Origin of the sequence: Paraburkholderia sp. GAS348 (assembly GCF_050434205.1) — a bacterium.
Lineage (GTDB): Bacteria > Pseudomonadota > Gammaproteobacteria > Burkholderiales > Burkholderiaceae > Paraburkholderia.
Genome location: NZ_JBNPVT010000012.1, coordinates 38,747 through 52,490, shown reverse-complemented (window position 1 = coordinate 52,490; position 13,744 = coordinate 38,747). Strand labels below are relative to the sequence as shown.

At 63.6% G+C, this 13,744-nt stretch carries 13 protein-coding genes; 7 read left to right on the top strand and 6 right to left on the bottom strand.

Going from position 1 to position 13,744, the window contains the following annotated elements; translation table 11 throughout:
* Window positions 1-116: 116 nt before the first annotated feature.
* Window positions 117-1,415 carry a lysophospholipid transporter LplT gene (lplT, locus tag P3T22_RS20435; protein ID WP_063497993.1) on the bottom strand — a complete coding sequence of 433 codons (1,299 nt, stop codon included), beginning with the start codon at window positions 1,413-1,415 and terminating at the stop codon, window positions 117-119.
* 250 nt (window positions 1,416-1,665) lie between these two features.
* Window positions 1,666-2,469, bottom strand: a complete 804-nt coding sequence (locus P3T22_RS20430) for an inositol monophosphatase family protein (protein WP_063496586.1) — start codon at window positions 2,467-2,469, stop codon at window positions 1,666-1,668.
* A gap of 374 nt (window positions 2,470-2,843) precedes the next feature.
* Here P3T22_RS20430 and P3T22_RS20425 point away from each other — a divergent pair, with 374 nt between their 5' ends.
* From P3T22_RS20425 to P3T22_RS20415, 3 genes are all read left to right on the top strand, one after another.
* Window positions 2,844-3,680 (top strand): RNA methyltransferase, encoded by an 837-nt coding sequence (locus P3T22_RS20425; protein ID WP_063497992.1) that lies wholly within the window; start codon window positions 2,844-2,846, stop codon window positions 3,678-3,680.
* A gap of 236 nt (window positions 3,681-3,916) precedes the next feature.
* A complete protein-coding gene (gene cysE, locus P3T22_RS20420; protein ID WP_063496585.1) occupies window positions 3,917-4,753 on the top strand; it encodes a serine O-acetyltransferase in 837 nt (278 codons plus the stop codon).
* Window positions 4,754-4,801: 48 nt separating this feature from the next.
* Entirely contained in the window at window positions 4,802-4,948 is a 147-nt protein-coding gene (locus P3T22_RS20415; protein ID WP_429325946.1) for a hypothetical protein, read from the top strand.
* Here P3T22_RS20415 and P3T22_RS20410 read toward each other — a convergent pair whose 3' ends face one another.
* The 4 genes from P3T22_RS20410 to P3T22_RS20395 all read right to left on the bottom strand — a co-directional run bounded on the left by P3T22_RS20410 (window position 4,949) and on the right by P3T22_RS20395 (window position 7,828).
* The gene (locus tag P3T22_RS20410) at window positions 4,949-5,746 is read right to left on the bottom strand and encodes a UDP-2,3-diacylglucosamine diphosphatase (protein WP_063496583.1); all 798 of its coding nucleotides are present in this window, start codon (window positions 5,744-5,746) and stop codon (window positions 4,949-4,951) included.
* A 47-nt stretch (window positions 5,747-5,793) separates the two neighbouring features.
* The gene (locus P3T22_RS20405) at window positions 5,794-6,288 is read right to left on the bottom strand and encodes a peptidylprolyl isomerase (protein ID WP_063496582.1); all 495 of its coding nucleotides are present in this window, start codon (window positions 6,286-6,288) and stop codon (window positions 5,794-5,796) included.
* Between the two features lie 178 nt (window positions 6,289-6,466).
* Window positions 6,467-7,048 (bottom strand): peptidylprolyl isomerase, encoded by a 582-nt coding sequence (locus P3T22_RS20400; protein WP_429325945.1) that lies wholly within the window; start codon window positions 7,046-7,048, stop codon window positions 6,467-6,469.
* Window positions 7,049-7,096: 48 nt separating this feature from the next.
* Window positions 7,097-7,828: a tetratricopeptide repeat protein gene (locus P3T22_RS20395; RefSeq protein ID WP_429325944.1), complete on the bottom strand. Its 732-nt coding sequence runs from the start codon at window positions 7,826-7,828 to the stop codon at window positions 7,097-7,099.
* 256 nt (window positions 7,829-8,084) lie between these two features.
* Between P3T22_RS20395 and cysS the strand changes: the two genes are divergently transcribed.
* The 4 genes from cysS (at window position 8,085) to tilS (ending at window position 13,271) form a co-directional block, all read left to right on the top strand.
* Window positions 8,085-9,482, top strand: coding sequence for a cysteine--tRNA ligase (gene cysS / locus P3T22_RS20390; protein ID WP_429325943.1), 1,398 nt, complete (start codon window positions 8,085-8,087; stop codon window positions 9,480-9,482).
* 47 nt (window positions 9,483-9,529) lie between these two features.
* Window positions 9,530-10,591: a DNA-3-methyladenine glycosylase family protein gene (locus P3T22_RS20385; protein ID WP_063496578.1), complete on the top strand. Its 1,062-nt coding sequence runs from the start codon at window positions 9,530-9,532 to the stop codon at window positions 10,589-10,591.
* A 127-nt stretch (window positions 10,592-10,718) separates the two neighbouring features.
* On the top strand, window positions 10,719-11,690 hold the full coding sequence (locus P3T22_RS20380) for an acetyl-CoA carboxylase carboxyltransferase subunit alpha (protein WP_007181378.1): 972 nt from the start codon (window positions 10,719-10,721) through the stop codon (window positions 11,688-11,690).
* A 48-nt stretch (window positions 11,691-11,738) separates the two neighbouring features.
* Complete coding sequence (gene tilS, locus P3T22_RS20375) at window positions 11,739-13,271, top strand: tRNA lysidine(34) synthetase TilS (RefSeq protein WP_429325942.1); 1,533 nt, start codon at window positions 11,739-11,741, stop codon at window positions 13,269-13,271.
* Window positions 13,272-13,744 lie beyond the last annotated feature (473 nt).

Here is a 13,744-nt window from a genome sequence, read left to right as displayed (position 1 = left end):
GGCGTGAGTTTAACCTGCCGGCGCGGCGAGCGGACCCTGGCCGGACGGCCAATCCGCGAAGCATTTCAGACCGCGAGGCGAATTCTCGTGCCAACTGGGCGGCGCTCGCCATGCCGTCACTCTTCCACCAGCGCCCGCATATCCACCGTGCGCTCATTCACGGCACTGCGCCGTTTTGCGAGCCACATCATGAACGTGATGAAGCTGCCGAACACGACGATGATCCATTGCGCCGGCATCTTGGCGATGAGCAGCAGCGCGTAGGCGCCGAGCATCAGCAGCACGGCCAGGTTCTGGTTGAAATTCTGCACCGCGATCGAATGGCCCGCGGAGAGCAGCGTCGCGCCGCGATGCTGAAGTATCGCGTTCATCGGCACGATAAAAAATCCGGACAGCGCGCCGAGCAGAATCATCACAGGATAGGCGAGCAGGATATAGATCGGCAGGACATACGAGCCGATACGAATGCCGGCGCCGGCCGGAAACATGTCCTTGTTATAGAACGCCACGGCGATCGCGACCGCGCCGGTGAGGATGCCGATCGGCAGCACGCGCAGCGAACGGCGCAACGGAATCAGCGCGGCCGCGGCAGCCGCACCGACGGCGATGCCGAGACCCGTGACGCCTTGCATCACGGCGGCCTTCGACAGCGACAAGCCGAGGTTCACGTTCGCCCATTTGAGCACTAGCAATTGCAGTGTGACCGCGCCACCCCACATCAGCGTCGTGACCCACAGCGCGATCTGTGCGAGCTTGTCGGCCCACAGCACGTTGAAGCAATGATAGAAGTCGCCGACCAGTTTCTTCGGTTCGGTCAAACGGTTCGGATAGCGCGCGCCAGTGTCGGGAATGAAGACGTTGATTCCCGCTGCAATGGCATAGGTGAGCATCACCGCGAACATGGCCAGATCGGCGGAGGAGCGGATCAGAGGCAAATGCGCATGGGCGACGAATTTATCGGCAACGGTGCTGATCAGCGCGCCGCCGACCATCGTGCCGACAATGGTCGACAGGACGGTGGCCGATTCGAGCCACGCGTTCGCCTTGACGAGTTTTGCCGCGGGCAGGAGCTCGGTGAGAATGCCGTATTTGGCCGGTGAATATGCGGCCGCGCCAAAGCCGACCACGCCGTACGCGATCATCGGATGAACGCCGGCGATCATCATCAGGCAGCCGCTCGCCTTTAGCGCGTTGGAGATGAACATGACGTGCCGCTTTTGCATCGCGTCGGCGAACGCGCCGACGAAGGGAGCGAGCAACACGTAAGAGATGGTAAAGAAAATCTGCAGCAGCGGCGTGACCCAGGCGGCCGAACGGATCACCGACAGCAAGGCGATGGCGGCGATCAGCAGTGCATTGTCCGCGAGCGACGAAATGAACTGCGCCGCGATGATTGTGTAGAAGCCTTTTTTCATGAAGCGGATCGGAAACTGCGCGGAAGTCTGGCGCGAAGCAGGGCGCTGCAAAAAAACGCGCGAAACGCAGCCGGCGATCGAGCATGCCGGCGCGGCCTCCCGCTTTGTAGCACGAACGCCTGCCGGATGCAGGCGCGCCAACGAAAAGCGGCCGCAGCCGCTTTTCGTGTTGCCGATGCCGGCGCAGAGCGGGCCGGATAACGGGTTTTGGCTCCAGACCTGAGACCACAGACCTCAGAAACCCGAGACCTTAAGCCGATTGCTGACGCGTACGGCTGTAGCGCGACAGGATCGGGATCATCTGCGCGTAGACCTTCGGATTGCCCGCGACAATTTCGCCAACGTGCAGGAAATCCGAGTCCCCCGTGAAATTGCCGACCAGACCGCCGGCTTCAGTGATCAGCAGGCTGCCCGCGGCGACGTCCCACGGATTCAGGCCTTGCTCGAAGAAGCCGTCCATCCGGCCCGCGGCGACGTTGGCCAGATCGAGCGCGGCGGCGCCCGGACGGCGCAGGCCGGCGCAGGCTTCGGTCATTTCGGCGAACTGGCGGCCGTACGCTTCGAGACCGTCCTTTTCGCGGAACGGGAAGCCGGTGCCGATCAGGCCATCAGCGAGGCGGTCGCGCTTGGCGACACGAATGCGGCGGTCGTTCAGGAACGCGCCGCGGCCGCGCGAAGCGGTGAACAGGTCGTTGCGGGTCGGATCGTAGACCACGGACTGCGTCACGATGCCCTTGTGGGCGAGCGCGATCGACACGCAGTAGTACGGGAAGCCGTGGATGAAATTGGTGGTGCCGTCGAGCGGATCGATGATCCACTGATATTCGGACTCGTTGTCCGACTTGCCGGATTCTTCGGCGAGGATGGCGTGATCGGGGTAGGCGGTCTTGAGCGTGTCGATGATCGCAGCTTCAGACGCTTTGTCGACCTCCGTGACGAAATCGTTGTGCTGTTTCTTGCTGACCTGGAGGAGATCGAGGTCGAGCGACGCGCGGTTGATGATCTGGGCTGCGCGGCGCGCGGCCTTCACAGCAATATTGAGCATGGGATGCATGAGACTGGATCCTTGTGCCGGGGCAGCACGGCTGCTTACCGGTAAATGAGCGCGGGATGAGCGCTAATTGAGCGCCATCGAGGGGCGCGGAAACAGCACGGAACGCACGTCCGGTAAAGGACCGGTGCGCATTCCGCCGACGGAGACGAATTGAATAAGAACGAGGCGCCGGATTTTTCGTAGGCGAAAGCCGGGCGCGAATATTGGTATTTTACCTGAGTCCGGGCGCCGCGGCAGCGGTTGCGGTCCGGCACGCGGTATGTTGGTCGGTGAGCGCGCGTTTTGTGCGGCCATCACATGCAATTCACGCGCAATTCGGAGCCGATGCGGGGTTGGCGCTACCATACGCGTTCTCTAGCCTGCCGAGTTTCATCGTGGACCACACCCACCATTCTTCCGATCCCGCCGTCGCGGACCTGCGTGGCGGTTTTACGTCGACGCGCTTCGTGCTCGTCGAGCCCAGCCATCCCGGCAACGTCGGCGCCGCGGCGCGCGCGCTGAAAACCATGGGATTCTCGCGCCTCGTGCTGGTGTCGCCACGCATGCCGCACGTGCAAAGCGATCCGGAAGCCATTGCCATGGCGAGCGGCGCCGACGACGTGCTGGCATCCGCGCACGTCGTGCCGACGCTGGCCGACGCGTTGAGCGGCGTGCATTGGTCGGTCGCGCTGACCGCGCGGCTGCGCGAGTACGGGCCGCCGCAATGGACGCCGCGTGCCGCGGCCGGTGCCGCGCATGAACAGGCGATGCATGGAGAGATCGCGCTGGTGTTCGGCAATGAACGCACGGGTTTGTCGAATGAGGACGTCGAGCGTTGTAGCGCACTCGCGCATATTCCGGCCAATCCGGCCTATAGCTCGCTCAATCTTGCGCAGGCCGTGCAGGTATTGGCGTATGAATTGCGCACGGCGTATTTGTCGGACGGCGAGGCAAAGCCCGCGGCGCCTGCCGCGGCTCAAGCGTCCGCAGGGCAGGGCGAGCCGGCCGGCGCACGGGCGGCGAGCGACGAAATCGAAAGCATGTATGCGCATCTGGAAAGCGCGCTGGTTGCGCTCGAGTTTCTCGATCCGGCCAATCCGAAAAAGCTGATGTCGCGTTTGCGGCGCCTGTTCGCGCGTTCCGGTCTGGAGCGGGAGGAAGTGAATATCGTGCGCGGCATCGCCAAGCATATTCTGCTGAAGACCAAGCCGCCGGGGGGCGACGCTTCTTAAGGGGCGTGGGCCTTAACGGCGACCCGGTGGCCCCCCAGCTTCAACCCTCCGGCGCACCAACCGCCCCCGCCATCGACGACCTTGCCGGCAGCGTGGGCTTCCGGCAGGTTTTGCGCAATCGTCCTACAATCGCTCGAAACGTTCTAAGCAAAGCTGCCGATCTGCTATGCGGCAAGCATCCGCGGTGCGTGGTGTTTCACGCATGCGGCCTTTTCCCCCACGACACAGTCCCTGCCATGTTCACGAGACTTCGCGAAGACATTGCCACGATCCGCGAGCGCGATCCCGCCGCCCGCAGCGCCTGGGAAGTCCTCACGTGTTACCCGGGGCTGCACGCGCTCGTGCTGCACCGGCTCGCGCACGCATGCTGGCAGGCCAGACGCCGCTGGCTCGCGCGGTTCGTCTCGCAGATGGCGCGTTTCATGACCGGTATCGAAATCCATCCAGGCGCGACGCTGGGCCGCCGCGTGTTCATCGATCATGGCATGGGCGTCGTGATTGGCGAGACAGCGCAAGTCGGCGACGACTGCACGATCTACCAGGGGGTGACGCTCGGCGGCACGTCGCTTACACGGGGTGCGAAGCGCCATCCGACGCTCGAGCGCGGCGTGATCGTCGGGGCGGGGGCGAAGGTGCTCGGCGGCTTTACGATTGGCGCAGACGCGAAAATCGGCTCGAATGCGGTGGTCACGAAGCCAGTGCCGGCAGGCGGCACGGCGGTGGGCAATCCGGCCCGGATCATCGTCCCGGCGGCGGCTGCCATGGCGTCAGCCGCTGCGTCCGATGCGGAGTCTGGCGGCGCCGCACGCGACGCCAAACGCGCGTCCAAAAGCAGCGCATTCTGCGCGTACGGCATCACGCCGAATGCGGACGATCCGGTCTCGCTCGCGATTCACGGCCTGATCGATCACGCCGCCACGCAATCGAAGCGTATCGACGAAATCGTCGACGCGCTGGAGCGGCTGGGAACAAGTCTGGCAGGACTGCAAGGCGCCGATGCGGCGCTGCTCGATTTGCGGCGCCTGTCCGCTGCTATTGCAGGAAAGGTGGAAGGCGTCGCGGCGGAGCGCTAATCCTCCGCCAATTGCGCGGGAGCGCTTGTCGCGAGACGCCGGCGAATCATGCCCATGCCCATGCGCGCGCGCTGGCAACCGGCAAACCGGCAACCGGCAAACCGGCAAACCGGCAAACCGGCAAACCGGCAACCGGCAACCGGCAACCGGCAACCGGCAACCGGCAACCGGCAACCGGCAACCGGCGTGCGCTGATCAATCCAGCGGCAACGCCCGAATCCCCTCCGCATCGATCCGCAGATAACCGCCACGGCGCTTGCCGTGGTCGAGATCCCAGTCCGGCAAAACCCAGCGCATGCCGCCCGGCTCGCGATGCCGCGCCGGCCGGTGCGTGTGCCCATGAATGATCGTGGCCGTTTTCGACGACTTGAATAATGCAGCGACGGCCTTCTCCGTCACGTCATACTTCGGCGAAATCGGGCGCGAGCGGCCTAGCTCGCTTTTCGAACGCATATTTTCCGCAAGCGCCTGACGCCAGCGAAACGGCCACGCGAGAAACAGCATCTGCGCGACACGGATACGCGCAAAGCGGCGGAAAAATTGATAGCCGCGATCCGCGGTGCACAGGCCGTCGCCATGCGCGAGGGTGATACGTGTGCCGAATGCGGTGATCACGAACGGATCGGGCAACCAGATCGCGCCGGCCGCTTTCATGAAGCGCTTGCCGAGCAGAAAATCGCGATTGCCGTGCATGATGTAGAGCGCGATGCCGCGCTCCGACAACGTGTGCAGCAACGCCGCCAGCCGCGCGACGAACGGCTCGACGAGCATGTCGTCGCCGACCCAGTACTCGAACAGATCGCCGAGAATGAAAACCGAATCCGCCTGCTCGGCCGTGACGCGAATGAAGTGCTCGAATGCGGCGACCGTGTGCGGAATCGCCTCGCTCAGATGAATATCGGAGAGGAAAAAAAACGGGCGTGCGGCGTGCGGGCGTTTGCCCTCGCCAGGCACGCCCGCGGCGACGCTTCGCAGCGGCGTTTCTTGCAGCATTGAAGGTGCCTGATTTCAGTTCAAACGGGTTGGCCCTGATCGGACGCTTAGTCGACGATCACCGCTTTTTCGATCACGACGTCGTCGGCCGGCACGTCCTGATGGAAGCCCTTCGAACCCGTCTTGACCTTCTTGATCTTTTCGACGATGTCCATGCCTTCGACGACCTTGCCGAACACGGCGTAGCCCCAGCCCTGCGGCGTCGGCGACGAGTGGTTCAGGAAGTCGTTATCGTTGACGTTGATGAAGAATTGCGCGGTCGCCGAATGCGGGTCGTTGGTACGAGCCATCGCGACCGAGCCGTTGACGTTCTTCAGGCCGTTGTTCGCTTCGTTGGTGATCGGCTCAGCCGTCGGCTTCTGCTTCATGCCGGGTTCGAAACCGCCGCCCTGGATCATGAAGCCGTCGATCACGCGGTGGAACACCGTGTTGTCGTAGTGACCGGCCTTCACGTAGTTGAGGAAGTTCTCAACCGACTTCGGCGCCTTTTCAGCGTCCAGTTCGAGTTTGATGACGCCGTGGTTCGTGTGCAGTTCAACCATGATGGAATCCTTTGATGAACGGGTGGGTTAAAAGGCGCGGCCGCCCGTCACGTGAGATGCGATGACGACGGGCCGCGCCGGGTGTATAGATTTAGCGTTGACTTCCCGTGCAGCGTGCCTGGTGCTGTCCGTGCTGTTTCAGTGCTGCTTTTGTTCTGCGTTGTCCTGCCTGGGTCTGTTACTTGCCGACAACCGTGGCCGATTCGATCACGACCGGCTTTTGCGGCACGTCGCTCATCGGGCCACGCGTGGTGGTGGGTGTGCCTTCGATCTTCTTCACAACGTCCATGCCGCTCGTGACCTTGCCGAACACCGCGTAGCCGTTGCCGTCCGGATTCGGATAGTCGAGGCCGGCGTTGTCCACCGTGTTGATGAAGAATTGCGCGGTGGCCGAATCCGGATCGCTGGTGCGCGCCATGGCGAGCGTGCCGGCGGCGTTCTTCAGACCGTTACGGCTTTCGAGTGGAATCGGCGCGCGCGTGGGCTTCTCGGCGAAGCTCTGCGTATAGCCGCCGCCCTGAATCATGAAGCCGCGAATCACCCGATGGAAAATCGTGCCGCTGTACTGGCCGGACTTCACGTAGTCGAGGAAGTTGGCGACGGTTTTCGGCGCCTTCTCAGGATACAACTCGACGCGGATGTCGCCTTCCGTGGTCTTGAAGAGGACGGACGGATGCGCGGCCTGCGAACCGGACTGGGCAAAGGCGGGGGCATTTGCGATCAGGGCGGCGCTGCCGAGCGCCAACATCAACCATTTCATGAAGATCCTCAGGGTTGGATAAACGTGTTGCCGAAAACGATGACAGTGTTAGCGCGACGGCGCCATGTAGGGCGGCATGGCGAGCGAGCCATTTGCGCCGCCGTACTGGAAACTCGGTGTCTGCGTCATGTCTGAGGTAGCGCGCGGGGCGCTCGCCTCGGCGGGCGCGGCGGCGGCTTTTTTCACCGGCGTTTTGCTCTTGGGCGGCGAGATGACGTTCTGGATGTCGGCGAGGCGCTGCGAGGTCGTGGCGCTGGCTTTGCCGAGGCTCTGCGCGCGGCGGTACGCTTCGTTGGCCATGCGCAGATACAGATCGCCGAGATTCTCGTACGCGAGGCCGTAGCCCGGATTCACCTTGGTCGCCGTTTCGAGCGCGGCGCGTGCTTCCGCATAACGGCCGTGCTTCGCGTAGAGCGCCGCCAGGTTGTTATACGGCTCGGGCAGCTCGGGATACATTTCCGTGAGTTCGGTGAACGCGGTGATCGCCTCGTCGTCGCGATTCAGATGGGCCAGCACCGTGCCGCGCTTGAACCTGGCTTGCGCGTCGCGCGGATTCGAGGCGATGCGCGCGTCGAGTTGGGTGAGCGAGGCTTGCCAGTCTTTCTGCGCAATCGACGCGTCGATCTCCGGCGTGTTGTCACGCACGGCGGGCCCCTGCGGCATCGTGGCGGCTTTCTGCGCGTACGCGGCAGCACCCGGCAAGACCGTGAGGGCGACGGCGCAGAATGCCGTCGCGGCGAGGGTCGCAGCACTGCGCGCGCGGCCGCTGGAAGGTTTCATAGGCTCAGGTCTGGATGTTATACTCCGACCCATTCTAACAAAAGGTCTGCGCGTTCCGTCGAACCGCAAACTCTCTTTTCGTCACTCGTGGTCGTCTCCGCCTTGATCGCAGCCTGACCGCCGCACCAGGTGCACCGGTTTGCTGCTGTGCGTGTTGCAGCATGGAACGCACCCGCCGTTTTCTCGCGGGGGCGCCCTATGCCCGAAACAACACGAAACACATTGCGGATTTCTTTCGGCCCACGCACCGTTCTCTATGGAATCACTGCGCATCTACAACACGCTCGCGCGTGACAAGCAAACTTTCGTGCCGATGCAAAATGGCGTCGTGCGGATGTACGTCTGCGGGATGACCGTGTACGACTATTGTCACGTCGGTCATGCGCGCGTGATGGTCGTGTTCGACATCGTGCAGCGGTGGTTGCGCACGCTCGGTTACGACGTGACCTACGTGCGCAATATTACGGATATCGATGACAAGATCATCCGGCGTGCGGTCGAGAACGGCGAAACGATCAAATCGCTGACTGATCGCTTCATCGAGGCGTTGCACGAAGACGCGGACGCGCTCGGCATCGAGCGGCCCGATCTGGAGCCGCGCGCCACCGATTTCATTCCGCAGATGCTCGGCATGATCGAGAAACTCGAGGCGAACGGCTACGCGTATCAGGCGGCCGACGGCGACGTGAACTACGCGGTGCGCAAGTTCGCGGGCTACGGCAAGCTGTCGGGCAAATCGCTCGAAGATCTGCGCGCCGGCGAACGCGTCGCCGCGAACGACGCGAAGCAGGACCCGCTCGACTTCGTGCTGTGGAAGCCGGCGAAGCCGGGCGAACCGGCGGACACCGGCTGGGAGTCGAAGTACGGGCGCGGCCGGCCGGGCTGGCACATCGAATGCTCGGCCATGGGCTGCGCGTTGCTCGGCGAACATTTCGACATTCATGGCGGCGGTCAGGACCTGCAGTTTCCGCACCACGAGAACGAAATTGCACAGAGCGAAGCTGCGACCGGACAAACCTTCGTCAATTACTGGATGCACAACGGCTACGTACAGATCGACAATGAGAAGATGTCGAAGTCGTTGAATAACTTCTTTACGATCCGCGAAGTATTGGCGCAGTACGATGCCGAGGTCGTGCGGTTTTTCATCGCGCGTGCGCATTACCGGTCGCCGTTGAATTACAGCGACGTTCATATCGACGACGCGCGCAATGCCCTCGCGCGGTTGTATACGGCGCTGAAAGACGTCACACCGGACGGCGCGGAGCTCGACTGGAACGAGGCGCATGCGCAGCGTTTCCAGGCAGCAATGAACGACGACTTCAACACGCCGGTTGCGGTGTCGGTGTTGTTCGAGTTGGCAACTGAAGTGAACCGCACGCGCGACCCCGCGCTGGCCCGTCAATTGCGCTCGCTCGGCGCTTTGCTCGGGTTGCTCGGCCGAGAGCCGCGTGCCTATCTGCAGCAGGCTGCGGGCGCCGCCGCGGAAGGCGCGCTCGACGCCGCCGCGATCGAAGCGAAGATCGCCGCGCGCGTGGCCGCCAAGCAGGCAAAAGACTATACGGCAGCAGACCGGATCCGGGCCGAATTGCTCGAGTCCGGCGTTGCACTTGAAGACAAACCCGGCGGGTTGACCGAGTGGCGGCGCGTGTGAGCGCACCTCGACCTTCCCTTTGATCGACTCGCCAGGCAGGAGGCAGGATGGCAACGGCCACGAAGACGCCGGCTAAACGAGCCACGTCTCAAACAAACGCGGCAGCCGCAGCAAAGTCGACACGAACGTCGGCTCGTGCGGATAGCGGCGCGGTAAAGAAAGCGTCGTCGAAAGCCGCCGGGGTGGCGGCGAAGACAGGTGCGGGCGCAGCGGCGGGCGCAGTGAAGAAGGCTGCGGCCAAGCGCGTGCTGAACGGCGCGTCGGCGTCCGCGCCCGCTGCGAAGCGCGCCAAGGCACCGCGTGCAAAAAGCAATGGCGCGTTGCCTGCCGAACTCGCCGGCGACGTGCAGGAACTTGCGCGCATTACGCACGAAGGGCGCGAAGGCGAAGTCGTGCGCAAGACGCGCGCGTCATCGAGTGCGGGCGGCGAAGCAGGGGGGGGCGCTGAACTTGCGGTGCCGGTGCAGATCGGCGGCCTCACGCCTGAAGTCACCCGTCCGGCGTATTGGGACAAGGCGTGTGCGGACCTCGTCAAGCGCGACCGTATTCTGAAGAAGCTGATTCCGAAGTTCGGCCCGGTGCATCTGCTGAGCCGTGGCGATCCGTTCGTCACGCTCGCGCGTTCGGTGGTCGGGCAGCAGATTTCGGTGGCGTCCGCGCAAGCCGTCTGGGCGAAAGTCGAGGCGGCATGTCCGAAGCTCGTGCCGCAGCAGTTCATCAAGCTCGGTCAGGACAAGCTGACCGCGTGCGGCCTTTCCAGGCGCAAGGCCGAATACGTGCTCGATCTCGCGCAACACTTCGTGTCGGGCGCGTTGCATGTCGGCAAATGGACGTCGATGGACGACGAGGCGGTGATCGCCGAACTCACGCAGATCCGCGGCATCGGCCGCTGGACCGCGGAAATGTTCCTGATCTTCAATCTGTCGCGCCCGGACGTGCTGCCGCTCGACGACCTCGGCCTGATCCGCGCGATCAGCGTCAATTACTTTAGCGGCGAGCCAGTTACGCGCAGCGAGGCGCGTGAGGTTGCGGCAAACTGGGAGCCGTGGCGCACGGTCGCCACGTGGTATATGTGGCGTAGTCTCGATCCGTTGCCGGTTGACTACTAAGAAGAGAACAAGAAGCGGACCGTTTAAAAAACTATCAATTGTTAAAAATTGATAGTTGCGAGAGGGTTTTGACATCGGCGCGCGCGGTTAGAATACGCGCTGCCGGTAAGTCCAAGGATTACAACCAATGAAGACCACCTTTCTGGATTTCGAACAGCCGATCGCTGAACTCGAAGCGAAGATCGAAGAATTGCGCTTCGTGCAGGACGATTCGGCCGTCGATATTTCGGAAGAGATCGAGCGGCTGTCCAAGAAGAGTCAACAGCTCACTAAAGATCTGTACGCGAACCTCACCCCATGGCAGGTTTCGCAAATCGCCCGACACCCCCAGCGCCCGTACACGTTCGACTACGTGAACGAGCTGTTCACCGATTTCCACGAGCTGCACGGTGACCGCAACTATGCGGACGATCTGTCGATCGTCGGCGGCCTCGCGCGTTTCAACGGCCAGGCCTGCATGGTGATCGGCCATCAGAAGGGCCGCGACACCAAGGAGCGCGCGCTGCGCAACTTCGGTATGCCGCGTCCGGAAGGTTATCGCAAGGCTGAACGCCTGATGCGTCTCGCCGAGAAGTTCGGCTTGCCGATCTTCACGTTCATCGATACGCCGGGCGCCTACCCGGGGATCGGCGCGGAAGAGCGCGGCCAGTCCGAAGCGATCGGCCGCAATCTGTACGTGATGGCTGAACTGAAGACGCCGCTGATCGCCACGATCATCGGCGAAGGCGGTTCGGGCGGCGCGCTCGCGATTGCCGTCGGCGACAGCGTGCTGATGCTGCAGTTCTCGACCTATTCGGTGATTTCGCCGGAAGGTTGCGCGTCGATCTTGTGGAAGAGCGCCGCGAAAGCGCCGGAGGCCGCGGAAGCGCTCGGCCTGACCGCGCATCGTCTGAAAGCGCTCGGTCTGATCGACAAGATCGTCAACGAGCCGCTCGGCGGCGCGCATCGCGATCCGAAGGGCATGGCCGCCATGTTGCGCCGTGCGCTCGCCGATTCGCTGCGCCAGTTCCAGGGCATGAGCATCAACGACCTGCGTCAACGCCGTTTCGAACGGTTGATGTCGTACGGCAAGTTCAAGGAAACGACGCCGGGTGCGTAAGCCCGCGCGCGTTTTCTTTCGTCCTTCGGCGCTTCACGCGCTAGCGACGTGACTCCCACCACCGATTCGCCCGCCGACCGCCTCGTTCTTGAGGCGGTCGGCGCGGCGCTGTCCGCGCTGCCTGCGGATGGGCGCATTGCGGTGGCGTTCAGTGGCGGCGTCGATTCGAGCGTGCTGCTCGATGCGGCGGCGCGTGTCGCGGGCGCGTCGCGTTGTGTCGCGCTGCATGTGCATCATGGCCTCAGCGCTCACGCCGACGCGTGGCTTGCACACTGCGAGGCGTTTGCACAGGAACGTGGCGTCGAATTCGCGGCGCAGCGCGTCGAAGTGCCGCGTGACGCGGGCGTGAGTGTCGAGGCCGCGGCGCGCGATGCGCGTTACCGCGCGCTGGACGCAATGTGCGCAACACGCGCCGTGCACACGCTATGGCTCGCGCAACACGCTGACGACCAGGCGGAGACGGTGCTGTTGCAACTGCTGCGCGGCGCGGGCCTGGCGGGTCTGGCTGCAATGGCGCCCGAGTATTGGCCGGCGGGCGCCTCTGCGGTGCGCGTGAGACCTTTGCTGCACCTGCTGCGAGCGCAACTCGAACAGTATGCGAACGCCCGCGATCTGCGCTGGATCGACGACGAATCGAACGCCGACACACGTTACGCGCGCAACGCATTGCGCCACGAGGTGACACCGGCGCTGGCCGTCCACTTTCCTGGTTTTCGCGACGCACTCGCGCGCACGGCGGCGCATGCGGCATCGGCGCAACGTCTGCTCGACGATCTGGCGCGCATCGATCTGGACGCAGCCGTGCGCGATGAAGGCCGTGCGCTATCGCATGACGCGCTGCTCACCCTCGGCGACGATCGCGCGCTCAACCTGCTGCGCTACTGGATGCGCACGCTGGGTCTCGTCGCTGCATCGACCGCGCGTCTGACCGACGCTTTGCGCCAGTTGCGCGAAGTCGGGGAAGCCGGCGAGGGCCATAACCTGCGTATCGATCATGCGGGGCAGGCGTTGCGCAGCTATCGCGGTCTCGTCTACTGGGAAGCGGGCGAAAGCAGCGAAGCCGCCGACGAAACCGCGCTCACCGAGCGCGCAGTCAGTGAACTCGCATGGCAGGGTGAAGCGATCTGGCGTTTGCCGCAATGGCGAGGCACGTTTGTGTTTGTCGCTGTCGCGGCGAATCTGGACGGCGAGGCCGGCGCTGTTTCCGATGGCGATGGTGGTGCAGATGCCGATTGCGATGGCGACGCCGACGCGTGCGGCAATGCCGATGCAGCGCGGGGCGATCCGGATACGTTTCCCGTCAGCGTTCTACGCGGGGCATTGTTGAGCGCGCGATCGCGCAGCGGCGGCGAACGGATGCGCACGAGCGCCGCACCCGGCAGCCCGAGCCGCACGCTGAAAAACCTGTTCCAGGAGCGAGGCATTCCCGCATGGAAGCGTGACGTGCCGCTGCTTTACGTGGGCGGCGATCTGCTATTCGTGCCCTTGCTCGGGCTGAACCGCGCAGCGTTGCCCGAACAGGTCAATGCGGCCGAGCCGCGTGTCAGGATCATTTGGCGCGACGATCTGCTGATTGCCTGATTGCCTGATTGCCTGATTGCCTGATTGCCTGATTGCCTGATTGCCTGACCGCCTGACCGCCTGACCGCCTGACCGCCTGACCGCCTGACCGCCTGACCGCCTGACCGCCTGACCGCCTGACCGCCTGACCGCCTGACCGACCAGTCGGACAGGCGGACTATCTATCCGGTGAATCGCCGAACCAGGGCGCAAAACCGCACCGGATAAGCTTTTTCAGGCCGTAATATGGGCCATTCGACGGGCATTTCGGCTTGTCTTTTTGCGCTCGATCGGGTAATTTAACTTGTTTGCCCGACCCGATTTCGCGGTCGCTGTCGTCGGTTTGCGATCGTGATCCGTCGTTTCCGGTAAGCCACTAGCGACCATTCCCGGGCAAATCCGCGCGTGCTGCACGCGCGCTGCATCTGCGCCGCCACACACTTTGCCGTCGTTCACAAGACGTTGCGCTCCTGTGCTTTTGTGCGGTCGTCTCC

What these genes read in the sequence shown, in the direction of transcription:
- P3T22_RS20405 (WP_063496582.1), bottom strand. Translation starts at nt 6,288, where the DNA reads ATGGTTGAACTGCACACGAACCACGGCGTCATCAAACTCGAACTGGAC.
- cysS (WP_429325943.1), top strand. Translation starts at nt 8,085, where the DNA reads ATGGAATCACTGCGCATCTACAACACGCTCGCGCGTGACAAGCAAACT.
- P3T22_RS20430 (WP_063496586.1), bottom strand. Translation starts at nt 2,469, where the DNA reads ATGCATCCCATGCTCAATATTGCTGTGAAGGCCGCGCGCCGCGCAGCC.
- P3T22_RS20380 (WP_007181378.1), top strand. Translation starts at nt 10,719, where the DNA reads ATGAAGACCACCTTTCTGGATTTCGAACAGCCGATCGCTGAACTCGAA.
- P3T22_RS20400 (WP_429325945.1), bottom strand. Translation starts at nt 7,048, where the DNA reads ATGAAATGGTTGATGTTGGCGCTCGGCAGCGCCGCCCTGATCGCAAAT.
- P3T22_RS20395 (WP_429325944.1), bottom strand. Translation starts at nt 7,828, where the DNA reads ATGAAACCTTCCAGCGGCCGCGCGCGCAGTGCTGCGACCCTCGCCGCG.
- P3T22_RS20410 (WP_063496583.1), bottom strand. Translation starts at nt 5,746, where the DNA reads ATGCTGCAAGAAACGCCGCTGCGAAGCGTCGCCGCGGGCGTGCCTGGC.
- lplT (WP_063497993.1), bottom strand. Translation starts at nt 1,415, where the DNA reads ATGAAAAAAGGCTTCTACACAATCATCGCGGCGCAGTTCATTTCGTCG.
- P3T22_RS20385 (WP_063496578.1), top strand. Translation starts at nt 9,530, where the DNA reads ATGGCAACGGCCACGAAGACGCCGGCTAAACGAGCCACGTCTCAAACA.
- cysE (WP_063496585.1), top strand. Translation starts at nt 3,917, where the DNA reads ATGTTCACGAGACTTCGCGAAGACATTGCCACGATCCGCGAGCGCGAT.
- P3T22_RS20415 (WP_429325946.1), top strand. Translation starts at nt 4,802, where the DNA reads ATGCCCATGCCCATGCGCGCGCGCTGGCAACCGGCAAACCGGCAACCG.